General features: G+C 70.0%; 13 protein-coding genes. 5 read left to right on the top strand and 8 right to left on the bottom strand.

The genetic code is table 11. The features are described 5' to 3' along the window. Window positions 1-102 precede the first annotated feature (102 nt). The 3 genes from glp to K8625_RS35270 all read left to right on the top strand — a co-directional run bounded on the left by glp (window position 103) and on the right by K8625_RS35270 (window position 3,021). Window positions 103-1,335: a gephyrin-like molybdotransferase Glp gene (gene glp / locus K8625_RS35280; RefSeq protein ID WP_223747636.1), complete on the top strand. Its 1,233-nt coding sequence runs from the start codon at window positions 103-105 to the stop codon at window positions 1,333-1,335. A 125-nt stretch (window positions 1,336-1,460) separates the two neighbouring features. After that, the gene (gene ribA / locus K8625_RS35275) at window positions 1,461-2,135 is read left to right on the top strand and encodes a GTP cyclohydrolase II (protein WP_141325957.1); all 675 of its coding nucleotides are present in this window, start codon (window positions 1,461-1,463) and stop codon (window positions 2,133-2,135) included. 49 nt (window positions 2,136-2,184) lie between these two features. After that, window positions 2,185-3,021, top strand: a complete 837-nt coding sequence (locus K8625_RS35270; RefSeq protein WP_223747739.1) for an MBL fold metallo-hydrolase — start codon at window positions 2,185-2,187, stop codon at window positions 3,019-3,021. Between the two features lies 1 nt (window position 3,022). On the opposite strand, the gene lipB is transcribed toward K8625_RS35270, so the two are convergent. The 4 genes from lipB to lipA all read right to left on the bottom strand — a co-directional run bounded on the left by lipB (window position 3,023) and on the right by lipA (window position 8,629). After that, on the bottom strand, window positions 3,023-4,114 hold the full coding sequence (lipB, locus tag K8625_RS35265; protein WP_223785160.1) for a lipoyl(octanoyl) transferase LipB: 1,092 nt from the start codon (window positions 4,112-4,114) through the stop codon (window positions 3,023-3,025). Beyond that, window positions 4,111-5,271, bottom strand: a complete 1,161-nt coding sequence (locus tag K8625_RS35260; protein ID WP_223785159.1) for a ClpX C4-type zinc finger protein — start codon at window positions 5,269-5,271, stop codon at window positions 4,111-4,113. Before K8625_RS35260 ends, lipB begins: the two co-directional genes overlap by 4 nt. A 1,120-nt stretch (window positions 5,272-6,391) precedes the next feature. Beyond that, window positions 6,392-7,645, bottom strand: coding sequence for a dihydrolipoamide acetyltransferase family protein (locus tag K8625_RS35255; RefSeq protein WP_223785158.1), 1,254 nt, complete (start codon window positions 7,643-7,645; stop codon window positions 6,392-6,394). A gap of 54 nt (window positions 7,646-7,699) precedes the next feature. Next, complete coding sequence (gene lipA / locus K8625_RS35250) at window positions 7,700-8,629, bottom strand: lipoyl synthase (protein WP_223747632.1); 930 nt, start codon at window positions 8,627-8,629, stop codon at window positions 7,700-7,702. A gap of 158 nt (window positions 8,630-8,787) precedes the next feature. Between lipA and K8625_RS35245 the strand changes: the two genes are divergently transcribed. Further along, a complete protein-coding gene (locus K8625_RS35245) occupies window positions 8,788-9,606 on the top strand; it encodes a DUF72 domain-containing protein (protein WP_223785157.1) in 819 nt (272 codons plus the stop codon). Window positions 9,607-9,634: 28 nt separating this feature from the next. Here K8625_RS35245 and lpdA read toward each other — a convergent pair whose 3' ends face one another. Further along, window positions 9,635-11,032 carry a dihydrolipoyl dehydrogenase gene (gene lpdA / locus K8625_RS35240; protein WP_223747630.1) on the bottom strand — a complete coding sequence of 466 codons (1,398 nt, stop codon included), beginning with the start codon at window positions 11,030-11,032 and terminating at the stop codon, window positions 9,635-9,637. 81 nt (window positions 11,033-11,113) lie between these two features. Between lpdA and K8625_RS35235 the strand changes: the two genes are divergently transcribed. Next, window positions 11,114-12,247 carry a hypothetical protein gene (locus K8625_RS35235; protein ID WP_223785156.1) on the top strand — a complete coding sequence of 378 codons (1,134 nt, stop codon included), beginning with the start codon at window positions 11,114-11,116 and terminating at the stop codon, window positions 12,245-12,247. 18 nt (window positions 12,248-12,265) lie between these two features. Here K8625_RS35235 and K8625_RS35230 read toward each other — a convergent pair whose 3' ends face one another. The 3 genes from K8625_RS35230 to hisN all read right to left on the bottom strand — a co-directional run bounded on the left by K8625_RS35230 (window position 12,266) and on the right by hisN (window position 14,394). After that, window positions 12,266-12,820, bottom strand: a complete 555-nt coding sequence (locus tag K8625_RS35230; RefSeq protein WP_223747628.1) for a DofB protein — start codon at window positions 12,818-12,820, stop codon at window positions 12,266-12,268. Between the two features lie 171 nt (window positions 12,821-12,991). Continuing rightward, window positions 12,992-13,618, bottom strand: a complete 627-nt coding sequence (gene hisIE / locus K8625_RS35225) for a bifunctional phosphoribosyl-AMP cyclohydrolase/phosphoribosyl-ATP diphosphatase HisIE (protein WP_223785155.1) — start codon at window positions 13,616-13,618, stop codon at window positions 12,992-12,994. Further along, window positions 13,618-14,394: a histidinol-phosphatase gene (hisN, locus tag K8625_RS35220; protein WP_223785154.1), complete on the bottom strand. Its 777-nt coding sequence runs from the start codon at window positions 14,392-14,394 to the stop codon at window positions 13,618-13,620. The genes hisIE and hisN overlap by 1 nt, the downstream gene beginning before the upstream one ends. Between the last annotated feature and the right edge of the window lie 134 nt (window positions 14,395-14,528).

The following is a 14,528-nucleotide window of genomic DNA, read 5'->3' as shown; positions in this document are numbered from 1 at the left end:
TTCGCGATGATTGGAGCTTGTAACGATGATCAGCAGGGCTGTCAAACTAACACTTGATTTTCTCTCGGACTTTGGGTGCGAACAGCCCTGGAGAACACGCGCATGAACGACGCCGCGACACTGCTGCCGGAGGACGAGGCCCGGGCCCGGGTGCTGGCCCTGGTCCCCCCCCTGGCCACGGAGTGGGTGTCCCTGGACGAGGGCCTGGGCCGGACGCTGGCGGAGGACGTGATGGCCCAGCGCACCCTGCCCCCCTGGGACAACTCGGCCATGGACGGCTACGCGGTGCGCGCCTCCGACCTCACGGGGCCCTTGCCGGTGAGACTGCCCGTGTTGGAGACGGTCTACGCGGGCGCCACGCCCCGGCACGAGGTCCGCCCGGGCACCTGCGTGCGGATCATGACCGGCGCCCCCCTGCCCGACGGCGCGGACGCGGTGGTGATGCGCGAGCGCGCCCGCCCCGTCCCCAACGGCGGCGCGGATCAGGTGGACATCCTGGAGGCGGTGGAGTCCGGCCAGTTCGTGCGGCCGCGGGGCGAGGACGCCCACGAGGGGGCGCTGCTGCTGGCCCGGGGCACGCCCCTGGGCATCCCCGAGCTGGGGCTGTTGTGGGGCCAGGGCCAGCTGTCCATCCCCGTCCCCCGCGCGCCCCGGGTGGCCATCCTCTCCACCGGGGACGAGCTGTGCCGGGCCGACGAGCCCCCCAAGGGCCGCATCGTCGACACCAACGCCCCGTCCCTGGCGCTGGCGGTGCGCCGCGCGGGCGGACTGCCGTCCCTGCTGGGCATCGCGCAGGACACGCGGGACTCGGTGAGCGAGTTCCTGTCGCGCGCCCACGGCTTCGACGTGGTGCTCACCAGCGCGGGCGTGTCCGTGGGCGAGCGGGACTACGTGAAGGAGGTCCTGGCGGCCCTGGGCGTGGAACAGCACCTGTGGCGCGTGGCCATCAAGCCCGGCAAGCCGCTGGTGGTGGGCAAGCGCGGCAGCACGCTGTTCTTCGGCCTGCCCGGCAACCCCACCTCGTCCCTGGTGACGTTCGAGCTGTTCGTCCGGCCGGCGCTGCGCCGCCTGCTGGGGCACTCGGACGTGGCCCCCATCCGGGTGTCCGGGCGGTTGGACGGCCGCCTGGCCAAGAGCCCGGGGCTGGCGCATTTCGTCCGGGTGACGGCCACCTGGCGGGAAGGAAGCTTGTGGGCACGGCCGTTGTCCACCCAGACGTCCGGAGCGCTGCGCTCCGCGGCCTCCGCGACGCACCTGCTGCACTTCCCCCGGGAGGCCAGCAGCTTGTCTCATGGGGACGGTGTGGAGTTGCTACCGGTCTCCTGGGGGGCTTGAGAAACCGAAGGCGTCCGTCACGCATCCTTTCCGCGATTCCAGGTGGGCTCCGTTGGTGAGTCCGCCTTGACTTGCGTTCCGTGGGGCACCAAACAGGGAGCCTCGCAGCCGGAGAACAGAACACCATGTCGGATACTCGCTCACCCCAGGTCCTTCCGACCCGAAAGCCCACCCAGCATCTGGAGCGCTTCTCGGAGGCGGACGTCCCCACGGGGCGTGGACCGCTGAGGACCATCGTCTTCCGGGACAAGCGCAACGGCCGCGAGCACGTGGCGCTCGTGGCGGGGAGTGTGTCGGGCGTGGAGGGGGTGCCGGTGCGCATCCACTCCGAGTGCCTGACGAGCGAGGTCTTCGGCAGCCTCAAGTGCGACTGCCGCGAGCAGCTGGACCGGGCGCTGGACTTCATCACCCAGCAGGGCCTGGGCGTGGTGCTCTACCTGCGGCAGGAGGGCCGGGGCATCGGCCTGGGGAACAAGATCAAGGCGTACGCGCTGCAGGCCAAGGGGCTGGACACGTACGAGGCGAACCGGCAGCTGGGCTTCGCGGACGACCTGCGCAGCTACGACATCGCCGCGGAGATGCTGCGCTCGCTGGACGTACGCTCGGTGGACCTCATCACCAACAACCCGCTGAAGATCGCCGGGATGGTGGAGGAAGGGATTCCGGTCCTGCGTCGAATCCCTTCCCGGACCGAGCACAATCCGCATAACGTCGACTACCTGAGGACGAAGCGCGAGCGTACGGGGCACCTGATTGAGCTCTTCGCCGAGGACGACGACACGGAAGCCAAGGCCGGCTGAGAAGACGCCCGCGCGGCGGCGCGACACCGCCGTGCGCAATCAGGCGCGCGTGCCGTTCGAGGTGCGCTTCTGGGGTGTGCGCGGTTCCATCCCCGCCCCGGGTCCGCAGACGAAGCGCTACGGGGGCAACACGCCGTGCGTGGAGGTGCGGTGCGGGGACGAGCTGCTGATCTTCGATCTGGGCTCCGGGGCGCGAGCGCTGGGTGACGCGCTGCTGGCGTCGGGCACGTCGCCGGTGCGCGGCAACATCTTCATCTCGCACTACCACTACGACCACCTGCAGGGGCTCCCCTTCTTCGCGCCCATCTTCATCCCGACGAGCGAGCTGACGGTGAACGGGCCCGCGCGCAACGGGCGCAGCACGCGCGAGCTGCTCAGCGGGCAGATGGTGCAGCCCTACTTCCCGGTGACGGCCGAGGGCACGTTCCGCGCGAAGCTGACGTATCGGGACCTGGCGCCCGGGGACACGCTGCGGGTGGGCCCCGCGAAGGTGCGGTGGCTGGAGCTGAACCACCCGGGCGGCAACCTGGGCTACCGCGTGGAGTGCGGCGACAGGTCCGTGGTGTACGCGACGGACGTGGAGCACGGCAGCGAGCTGGACGCGGCGATGTTCGAGTTCGCGCGCGGCGCGGACCTGTTCATCTACGACTCCATGTACACGGAGGACGAGTACCACGGCCGCAGTGGGCCGGCGCGCACGGGCTGGGGCCACTCGACGTGGCAGGCCGCCGTGGCCGCCGCGGACGCGGCCGAGGTCAAGACGCTGGTGCTCTTCCACCACGACCCGTCCCGCGACGACGTGGCCATGGACAAGCTGCTGCGTCAGGTGCGCAAGCACCGCCCGGAGGCCATCGCCGCCAAGGAGGCGATGGTCCTCTCGCTGTAGCTCAGGCGCCGCCGCGCTGGCGGGCCACCGCGCGCTTCACCGTCTCGCGCAATCCCACGAAGGGCAGGCGCTCCAGGGCGGTGGGCACGTCCACCCACTCGAAGGTGTCGTGCTCCGGGCCCAGGCGGACCTCCGCGTCCGGAGGGGCCTGGACGGCGAAGCCGTTCTCCCGCGCGAGCACGGGGGGCAGCGTCTCGCCGATGGCGAAGGCGTGCTGGTAGTGGAGGTCCTCGGGAGCAAGGCGCAGTCCGGTCTCCTCCTCGAGCTCGCGGGCGGCGGCCTGGGCGGGTGATTCACCGGGCTCCACGCGGCCCGTGAGGATCTGCCAGAAGCCTCCGCGCTCGGGGCGGCGGCGCACGAGCAGGACGCGGGCCTCGGGGCAATGTCCGCGCACCACGGCGACGCTGACGGTGGACATGGGCGGCGGCGCATCGACGCGCTCGCTGTCGAACACGGCGCAGAAGCTGCGAGCCAGGGCCTCTTCCACGTCGGGCACGGGGATGGCGTTGCCACGCTCGCGCTGCATGGACGTGACGCCGGCCTCGCGGATGCCGCACGGGACGATGAAGCGGAAGTGCTCCATCTTCGTGTTCACGTTGAGCGCGAAGCCGTGCGTGGTGAGCCAGCGGGAGATGTGGACGCCGATGGCGGCGATCTTCCGCGCGTCCGGGGCGCCCTCCTCGCCAATCCACACACCGGGCCACTTGGGGATGGGGCCGGCGGTGATGCCCCACTCGGACAGCACCTGCATGATGGAGCGCTCCACGTCGCGCACGTAGCGACGCACGTCACGGCGCGACTCGGGGAGCAGGAAGATGGGGTAGCCGACGATCTGCCCGGGGCCGTGGTAGGTGACGTCGCCGCCGCGATTGGTCTCGAAGACCTGGACGCCCTCGGCGGAGAGGCTCGCGTCGGAGGCGGTGATGTTCTCGCGCTTCGCGCCTCGGCCGAGGGTCAGCACGGGCGGGTGCTCCAGGAGGAGCAGTGCGTCCGAGCAGAGCCCCTCGCGACGCGCGTCGCCGAACAGGCGCATGAGCTCGAGGCCGTCCTCGTACTCCACCCGGCCGAGCCGGTAGACGGTGATGGTGTTCACGACGTTCCCTTCTTGCGCCGCCCCTTGCGAGCAGGGGCTGGCTTCGTGACTTTGTCGAGGTCCCAGGTGCCTGGGGGGATGCGCTGGAGGAGCGCCCGGAGCTCATGGCCCGCGCGCGGGGAACGCGCGGCCTCCGCCACGAGCACGAAGAGGGCCTTCTCGGACACCGTCGTCGTGTGCTCGCGCGCGGCGAGGTGGGCCCGGGCCATGTCCCTGTATTCGGCGGAGGTGGGCGGACGCAGGGACACGAGGCGCTGAACGTGCTCCAGGATGCTCACTGTGACGGTGCCGCTCACGGCACGCGACAGGGCGTCCGTGGTGGGGACGTTGAGGCGGAGGCCATTTCCACGCAGCGCGAGCTTGCTCGACGTGGGTGACTTGCCCCGCGCGCTGAGCACCACCGTGGGCCTCGAGGCCCGACCCAGGAAGGCGCTGAGTGTGAGCTGCTGTTCCGTGGTCAGCTGGTCCACGTCCTCGATGAACAGCGGCGTGGAGGATGGAGCCGCCGTGAGCGCGTCGACCGTGGTGAGAGCGCCCTGCCCTTCTCGCTGGAGCATCTGGAGCAAGGTGCTCTTCCCACAGCCCTCCGCACCGATGAGCAGCACGCAGCGGACGCCCGTGCGGAGTGCATCGATGAGCGCACTCCGCGCCTCCGGCTGCCCGATGAAGTCCGGCGCGCTCGGAGTCGGCGTCTCGACGCGAGGACGGGCCGGGAGCGACACCGGGCTCACCGAGTCACCGAACAGGGATGATGAGGCCGTGAGGCAGGCCTTGCAGATGAACGCGCCCGCCGGTCCCGCGACAAGCTCACCAATCTCCACGCGAGGTCGGCAACAGAACGAGCACCACGCGTCCAGCGTCACGTCCGCGCGGGTGGGGCCACGCTCGATGATGCGCGGCTTGCGTCGACGCTGGGGTGGCGTGTCCTCCACGTCGTGAGGCTCGCGCGCGACGTCATCCTCACCGCCTTCGAATTCGTCAGACGACTCGCGCAGCGGCGCTCCGAACGGACGGGTTCCCGTCACACCCAAGAGGTGGGGCTGGCTCGCCTCGGCGCTCACGAACTCGCCCTGGTCCCCCAGAAGCCAGGTCTCATCCTCGACCTCGGATGCGCAGCTCGACCCCACCGCGCCCGACGTGTCATCGGCTCCGGACACGCCAGCCACCGGGCCATCCCACGCATCGAGCAGCCCTGGACTCCAGGACGCATCGTCAGAGCCAGCGCCACCCATGAGTCGATCGCCACCGAAGCTTCGTGCTCGACTTCGCGCACCTGCGCTCCGGGCCATGAATCGGAAGTCTGGCGACGCTCGGGCTGTCACGCTCGAGGCCTCGCCGGAACTCGCACTGTCGTCAGCGTCCAGTTCCCAGTCCCGCGCCGGCACTCCGGCTGTCACGCCCGACGACTGGCCACGCGTCGAGCCAGAGCGCTCGCTGTCGGCCCCGACCCTGCTCCGGCCTCGCGGCGCGAGTCCTCCCTGCTCGGGAGATTCCCCTCCCCCATCGTCGGCTGATCGCGAGCATGGCGAAGCTCCGGCTGTCACGCGCGACGTCACACCAGCGCCAATGCTGTCGTGCGGATCAGCGACCCACCCCTGTCGAGGCGGCCCGGCCCTTCCCGGAGACGCTCCTGTGCTTTCGTCCGTCGGAGCGAGCGCGTCATCTCGCGACGCCTCGGCCTCGTACGAGTCGCTCCCACGCGACAGCTGGGCCTCCAGGCGCTGCAGGTCTTCACTCACCTCTGCGTCCAACACCCACGCGGTGACTTCGGCAGGTGCTTGCGCGAGCCCAGGCGCCTCCTCCTCGCGCAGCGCGGCTTCGATGAGGCGCTGCCTCAACGCCAGCTCCAATGACGAGACACCCTCCTCGCCTCCCATCATCAAGGGCGCTGGAGGGGCAGGCTCGTCAGCGTCCATCGCCGACATCCGCTCGAGTCGCGCCACCTCGTCGGCGATGTCCGCGCGGCGCGCATCCAGTCGGCGCGCATGGCGCAGCAACTGGAGCGCCCGAGGTGCGTTCCCCGCGCGCTGGAAGAGCGTCGCGGCCTGGAACAACAGCTCCACCGCACGAGGCGCGTCACCGCTCAGCTCGGCGGACTGCGCGGCGCGGATCAGCTCGCGAGGGTTCTCGGCCATACCGACAGAGCCTAACCGTCTTGGAGGACCACCGCCCGACCTCCGTCGAGCGGGCGGTCCGTCCCCTGGCAACCCCACGGGACGCCCTACCGTGGACACGAGGCCCGGGAGCCTCCGCTCACCGGGCCCGCATCCAGGGACCTCAGGTCATCGCCAGGAACAGCATGTCCGGCTTCTCGAGGTACTTGATGACTTCGTACACGAAGTCCGCGGCCACCGAGCCGTCGATGACGCGGTGGTCGCACGACAGCGACAGGTTCATCATGTCGCGGACCACGACCTGGTCCTTCACCACGGCCGGGCGCTTCTTGAGCTTGTGCACGCCCATGATGCCCACCTCGGGGTGGTTGATGATGGGCGTGGCAAACAGGCCGCCCGTCTGCCCGAGCGAGGTGATGGTGAAGGTGCCGCCCGTCAGCTCCTCCATCTTCAGCTTGCGCTCGCGCGCCGCCACACCCAGCCGCGACGTCTCGCGCGCCAGCTCGGCCAGCGTCAGCCGGTCCGCGTCCTTCACCACCGCCACCGTCAGGCCGTCCGGCGTCGCCACCGCCATGCCGATGTTGTACTCGCCGCGCACCACCAGCTCCTGCGCCGCCTCGTCGAAGTTGGCGTTCAGGTGCGGGAAGCGCTTCAGCGCGGCGATGGTCGCCTTGATGATGAACGGCAGGTAGTTGATCTTCGTGTTGTCGCCCACCGCCGCCAGCTGGGCGTTGAGCCGCGCACGCAGCGCCACCAGCTCCGTCGCGTCCACTTCCTCCACGAAGGCGAAGTGCGGCATCGTGAACTTCGAGCGCACCATCTTCTCGGCGATCTTCTTGCGCAGGCCTCGCAGCGGCACGCGCTCGTCCGAGCGACCCGTCGACACGGAGGGCGCCGCGGGACGCGCCTGGGCCGGCGCCGCCGCCACCACGTTCTTCTGCTCGCCGCCACCCTCCAGCGCCGCCACCACGTCCGCCTTCGTCACCCGCCCCTGCGGACCGCTGCCGGAGATGGTCGTCAGGTCCAACCCGTGCTCACGCGCCATCCGACGCGTCACCGGCGTGGCCAGCACCTTCGTCGCCTGCGTCGACGCCGCGGCAGCCGCCGGAGCGGGCGCCGCCGCCGAAGCCGCCGGAGCGGGAGCCCCGTGGCCCGCGGCCTGGACCGGCGCGGCGCCTTCGATCTCCATCGTCACCAGCGGGTGGTGCACCTTCGCGATGTCCCCTTCCTTGCCGTGCGTCTGGATGACGCGGCCGGCCTTCGGGCTGGGGACGGTGACGGTGGCCTTGTCCGTCATCACCTCGGCGAGCACCTGGTCTTCCTTGACGACGTCGCCGGCCTTGACGTGCCACTTGACCAGCTCGCCCTCCATCACGCCTTCACCGAGGTCGGGGAGCTTGAATTCGAAGGTTGCCATGGGGTGTCTTTCCGAGAGGAACGGGGGTTGCGTCAAGGCTCGAATCGGGCCCGCTCAGCCGAGTCGCTCCAGGCGCTCGCGCTCCATCAGGCCCTTCATGAAGAACTCGGCGGCGCGATAGCTGGAACGAACCAGCGGACCCGAGGCCACGTAGAGGAAACCGTAGGACTCGGCCAGCTTCTTGTACGACTCGAACTGCGCCGGAGTGACGAAGCGCTCCACGCGCAGGTGGTACTGCGAGGGCTGCAGGTACTGTCCCAGCGTGAGCACGTCCACGCCCACGCCGCGCAAATCCTTGAAGGTCTGCTCCAGCTCGGCGTCCGTCTCGCCCAGGCCCACCATGACCGACGTCTTGGTGTAGAGGCCCTCGGGACGGTTCTTCAGGTACTCGAGCACGCGCAGCGACTGGGCGTACTTCGCGCGCCGGTCCCGCACCGTCGGCGTCAGCCGCTCCACCGTCTCCACGTTGTGCGCGACGACGTGCGGCCGGGCCTCGGCCACCGTGGCCAGGTCCTTCTCCACGCCCTTGAAGTCGGGGATGAGCACCTCGACGATGGTGCGCGGGCTCTCGCGGCGCAGCTCGCGAATCGCGGAGGCGAAGTGGCTGGCGCCACCGTCGGGCCGGTCATCCCGGTTCACCGACGTGACGACGATGTACTCCAGGTCCATCTCCTTGACGGCCTGGGCCAGGTGGATGGGCTCCATCGGATCCAACGGCGGCGGAGCGCCCACCTTCACGTGGCAGAAGCGGCACGCGCGCGTGCAGACCTCGCCCATCAGCATCACCGTGGCCGTGCCACCACCCCAGCACTCGGCGATGTTCGGGCAGCGGGCCTCTTCGCACACGGTGGCCAGCTTCGTGCGCTTCACGATGGCCTTGACCCGCTCGTACCCCTCGCCGTGAGGCAGGCGTACCTTCAGCCAGTCCGGCTTGCGGGTCGTCTCTGTCACCTGGGGGAGAGGGAACCGGTCAGGAGTCGCCATGGGTCGCGGGCCTTCTATGGTTTGGGCGGAAGACGTTCAAGCGGGAAGCCTCTAACGCGAGGCGTTAGCACCCGCAGGTCCTTCGCGCACGTCGTCTCCCTACTAATGCCCGCGCCCCGGCCGGGCAGCCCCCTGTCGGCGAGCACCGGGGCCCCCGGATGCCCAGCCTGAAGCCCATGGCCGCCATCCACCTGGGCACCAGCGGGTACGTCTACAAGGACTGGAAGCAGCGCTTCTACCCCACCGGCCTGCCGGCCCGCCGCTGGCTCTCCTGGTATGCGCGCGTCTTCCCCACGGTGGAGCTCAACGCGACCTTCTACCGCCTGCCCACGCCCCAGGCCGTGGACCGGTGGCGGGACCAGGTCCCCGGCCGCTTCCGCTTCGCCTGCAAGGGCAGCCGCTTCCTCACCCACCTCAAGCGCCTCACCGACGTGGACGAGGGCCTGGAGCGCTTCTACGCCCCCGTCCTGCGCCTGGGCCGCAAGCTGGGCCCCATCCTCTGGCAGCTCCCGCCCCACATGACGCGGGCGGACCCGGAGAAGCTGGACCGCTTCCTCGCCCACCAGCCCCGCGGCATCCGCCAGGTCGTCGAGTTCCGTCACGCGGCCTGGTACCACCCGGAGGTGCTGGACGTCCTGGAGCGGCACCGCGCCGGGCTCTGCGAGCACGACCTGCTGCCCGAGCCGATTCCCCACCCCACCGGGGGCTTGCGCTACCTGCGCTTCCACGGCACCGAGGCCCGGTACGTGGGCCGCTACGGCAAGGCGGCCCTGCGCCCCGTGGCGCGTGACTTGAAGCGCTGGCGGGACGCGGGCCACACCGCGTGGGTGTACTTCAACAACGACCTGCGAGGGCACGCGCTGCTGGACGCGCTGGACCTGGCGGAGCTGCTGGACCTGGGCATCGGGAGGACGCCGGAAATGGAGAGGCCGCCCTCGAAGCTCGCGCTCCGGGACGGCCCCAGCGGGCACCCGTGAGGGGTGCCCGTCCTCCAACCCTCGCCGACTAGAAGTGGCGCGGGTGACCCAGCGTGGCCTCGGCGCCCTCGTGGACGATCTCCGAGAGCGTCGGGTGGGCGTGGATGGTGCCCGCCAGCTCCTCGGTGGTGATCTCCAGCTTCAGCGCGACGCAGGCCTCGGCCAGCAGCTCCGTGGCGTGCGGACCGATGATGTGGATGCCCAGCACCTCGTCGTACTTCTTGTCGGAGACGATCTTGATGAGGCCCGTGGACTCGTTGGTGATGGCGGACTTCGTCACCGCGCCGAACGGGGCGTTGCCGATCTTGACGTCGTAGCCGCGCTCCTTGGCCTTCTTCTCCGTCAGGCCCACCGAGGCGACCTCGGGGTAGCAGTACGTGGCGGACGGGGTGAGGTCGTAGTTGATGGGCTGCGGGTTCTTGCCCGCGATGTGCTCCACCGCGACCACGCACTCGGCGCTGGCCATGTGGGCCAGCATCGGGGTGGGGATGACGTCGCCCACCGCGTAGACGTTGGGCTCGCTGGTGCGCAGCATCGAGTCGACCTTGATGTAGCCACGCTCGGTCTTGATGGACGTCTTGTCCAGGCCCACGTCGTCCGTCACCGGCGAGCGGCCCACGGCCGACAGGAGGATCTCCGCCTCCAGCGTCTTGGTCTCGTTGCCGACCTTCATCGTGACGCGCACGCCGTCCGCCGTGTGCTCCACCTTCTCCACCGCGGAGCCCGTGTGCACGTCGATGCCGCGGCGGCGGAAGATCTTCTCCAGCTCCTTGGAGATGTCCGCGTCCTCGATGGGCAAGAGCGCCGGCAGGTACTCCACGATGGCCGTCTTGCTGCCCACGTGGTTGAAGATGGACGCGAACTCACAGCCGACCGCGCCCGCGCCCAGGACGATGATGCTCTTGGGGATGCGCTCGAGCTGCAGGATGGAGTCGCTGTTGAGCACGCGCTTGTGGTCCACCGGCACGTTCGGCAGGGACTTGGGGACCGAGCCCGTCGCGATGATGACGTTCTTGGCGTCCAGCACCTGCTTGGTGCCGTCGGCGGCGGTGACCTCCACCTTGCCCTTGCCCGCGATGCGGCCGTGGCCCTTGATGACCGTCACCTTGTTCTTCTTCATCAAGAAGTCGATGCCGTTGGCACCCTTGGTGACGACCTTGTCCTTGTGCTTCATCGCGTTCGGCCAGTTGACCGTCGGGCTCGACAGGTCGATGCCGAAGTCCCCGGCCTCCTTGACGTGGTGGAACAGCTCCGCCGTCCACAGCAGGGACTTGGTGGGGATGCACCCGCGGTGGAGGCACGTGCCACCCAGACGCTTGTCCTTCTCGATGATGGCCGTCTTCAGCCCGAGTTGCCCCGCGCGGATGGCGCCCACGTAGCCGCCAGGGCCCGAACCGATGATCACCACGTCGAACGTCTCAGCCACGCACGCCTCCGTCATTATTTGCGGATGGAACCCGGTGGGGCTGATAACCCCCGCTCCCGGTTGGAATCAAGGAGATTGCTCGTGCGCCGTTTCCCGCTCAGAACCCTCCTCCTGATGCTCGTGGCGCTCATCGCCTTCGGCCGTCTGTGGTGCGTGACGCACCAGGATGTGACGAGCGCTGCCCCGCCCGAGCGCCCCCCCGCCCGGGCCGCCGCCTCCCCGGCCGCCCCCGTCACGCTCGGCTCGCCCGACTGTCTCGCCCTGGAGCGGGCCCTGGACGCCGCCCTGCGCGCCCCCGAGGTCCCCAGCATCCTGGACGATGCCCGGGCGCGCCTGAAGGCCTGCGCCCAGCCCACCGCGCGCGCCTGCGAGCTGGGGCCGGCCCTGAATGCCCGGGCCCCGTTCAGCCAGGGAGTGGACACTCCGCTGCGGGGCCTCCTGGCCACGCTGTGCGAGCAGTGCCCGGGCCGGGTGAACCCCTGCGCGCAGCGCGTGGGTCAGGCCCTGCTGGACGCCACGGTGGGCCGCGCGCCGGAGGTCCCCGAGCTGCTGTGGAACCTGGAGCACGCGGGGCCGGGCACGGCGGGAGCCTGCGACACCCTCGTCCGGTTGGGGCTGGCCCCGGCCGCCCAGGCGGAGGTCGCCCTGCCCGCGACGGTGCTCCCACTGCTGGAGGGTCTCGCCCCCCGCTGCCAGGGGGCCGGGCTCCTTCCCGTGTCCGTGCTGCGCGCGGCGGCGCTCCAGCAGGGGGACAAGGTGCCCACGCTCCGGACGCTCGTCAGCGCGCCGCGCGTGGAGACCGAGCCGGTGAAGCCGGATCAGCTCACCGGGGCCCAGCCCGGCTTCCAGGCCTTCGACGGGGACGAGAACACGCGCGTCGCGGTGAGCAACGCGGCGAAGACCTCACGCTGGGCGGCGGATGGGGCGCTGCGCGCGGGCTACGCGCCCACGCTCAAGCACCTGGTGGGCGTGCGCGTCCGGGCGAAGGGCGCGGGCACGCTGCGCGCCGTCGTGCGCACCCCGAAGAGCGTGGGGCTCGAGGACCCGGAGGGAGGTTTCTCGTTTGTGAATCCCACGGTGTGCCGCTACCAGGGCACGGGCGCGTGGGAGAGCTGCGTGCTGACCGTGCCGCAGGTGGACGTGGACGCGGTCAGCGTGTTCCCCGAGAGCGCGGACGGCCAGCTCGCGGAGCTGGAGATACTCGGCGCCCGGTGAGTTCGCGCCGGGGCGGCCTCAGGCGACGAGGCCGCGCTCCTTGGCGAGCTGGAAGATGGGCGCCGCGTCCTTCTTCAGGACGGTGCTCACGTCCTTGACGATGGACTCGCCCGACTTCGCCACCGACAGGAAGTTGTCGAAGGTGCGGGTGAGGATGAGCACGCCGGAGATGATGACGCGCTGGAGGTTGTGCTGCAGGTCCGTGCCCTCGTAGATGAGCCACGCCTGCTCGACACACTTCTTGCGAGCGTCCACCAGGAAGTTGTTGAGGATGGTGCGCTCGTTCGCGTCGGGCACCTTGGACTTCGGGCTCACGGAGCCGATGTAGATGAGGCGCGTGTTGAGGCTCGTCGCCGCCTCTTCCATCTGAGCCAGGATCGCCGCGACGTCCTCCTTGGTCGGAGGATTCTGCCAGCGGGAGAAGATGACTCGGTCGATGAGCTCTGCCTTGTACGTGGTGGGGCCGTTCACGATGCCTCCGGTGAGGCGGACGGTTTCGATGCCACGAAGCGCCCGGCCGGCGTTCTCCACTGCGCCGCGCGTCTGGATGTGTAGCAGGAACACTCCTTTCATTGAAGAGAGTCACTGCTGGGGGCGCGCACCTCTTCGTCGCAGTGCGACTGTGAGGATGCAGCCGTGACGGACAAATCCTGCTGGGTCGACGCTGACACGTCCGGAATTCGGGGGCTGATACGTGGAATGTCCGGACAGCCCCGCGTGGATTTCACGTGAAGTGTGACGGCCTCATCTCGTGTCGTTTGAGACCTGGGGTGCCGCGCGACGAGCGAGCACCGCCTTCACGTCCTCGAGCGAGAGCCCCAGGGGCTTGATGGCGACGAGCAGGTGGTAGAGCAGGTCGGCGGCCTCCTCCACGGCGCGGCTCGCGTCCGCGTCCGCGCAGGCGGTGACCAGCTCCGCGGCCTCTTCTCCCAGCTTCTTGAGGCGCAGGTTCCTGTCGCCGAGCAGGCGTCGCGTGTAGCCAGGCTTCTCGTCTCGCGCCGGGGCGTGTGAAGCGCGCTCGGTGAGCGTGGCGTCGAGCGCGGCGAGCGCATCCCAGCGACCGGAGCCGAAGCAGGTCTCCTCGCCGGTGTGACAGGCGGGGCCGGCCTTGTGGACGCGGGCGAGCACCGCGTCTCTGTCGCAGTCCGCGCGCAGCGAGACGACGCGTTGGGTGTTCCCGCTGGTGGCGCCCTTGTGCCAGAGGCCTCGCGAGCGGGAGCGGTAGTGCATCTCGCCGGTGGCGAGCGTGCGCTCCAGGGCCTCGCGGTCCGCGTGCGCGACCATCAGCACGTCGCCCGTGGCCGCGTCCTGGGTCACCACCGTGACGAGCCCGTTGCCCTTGGTGAAGTCGAGTGTGTCCAGGTCCAGCATCAGTCGTTCCTCAGCGCGCCCAGGCGCTCACGGGTGATGCGGGCCAATGCCGTATTGGTGGCGATGCCGTTGCCGCCGAAGGCGGTGCGCTCTCCGGTCCAGTCGGTGAAGACACCGCCGGCTTCCTCGATGATGGGCTGGAGCGCGGCCGCATCCCAGGGCGAGAGCAGCTCGTCCACCATCACCTCCGCGCGTCCCGTGGCGACGAGCAGATAGCCGTAGCAGTCGCCCCAGGTGCGTGACACGGCCGCGTCACGTGTGAAGCGGCGCCAGGCCTCGCCTCGTTCGGGGAACTGGGAGAAGCGCTCGTCGGTGGAGAGGACCACCGCGCGGGCGAGGTCGGATTGCTCGGAGACGCGGGCGCGCTGGCCGTTCCAGAAGCAACCTTCGCCAGGAGCGGCGACGAGCAGCTCGCCCACCGCGGGGAAGTACGCGGCCCCCACGAGGATGCGCTCACCTTCCGCCAGTGCGACGAGCGTGCCCCACAGCGGCACTCCGCGGATGAAGGTCTTGGTGCCGTCGATGGGGTCGAGAATCCAGCGACGCTTCGCGCCGGGGCGTGTCTCACCGAACTCCTCACCGAGGATGCCGTCCTCGGGGAAGCGCGTCTCGAGCCACTCGCGTGCCGTCTGCTCCGCGGTGCGGTCCGCCACGGTGACGGGTGTGCCGTCGCTCTTGGTGTCCACCGCGATGCCTCCTCGGAAGAATTTGAGCGCGACGTCACCCGCCGAGCGCGCGACCTCCGCCGCCGCCTGCATCAGTCCCTGGTTCGTCATCTCATGCTCCTGTTTCCCACGGTGTTCGTCCGAAGCGACCGGAGGGGCTTGAGCGAAGCACCGCCGCTGGCAGCCAACCCTCGGGGCGCGGGCTCGCGCGGCGCAACCGGGTGATGGTGTTCCTCGATGGGGCA

The sequence above is a fragment of the Myxococcus sp. AS-1-15 genome (genome assembly GCF_020037055.1).
In the GTDB taxonomy this organism is placed as follows: Bacteria; Myxococcota; Myxococcia; order Myxococcales; family Myxococcaceae; genus Myxococcus; species Myxococcus fulvus.
This window is presented reverse-complemented; position numbering and strand designations above follow the sequence as displayed.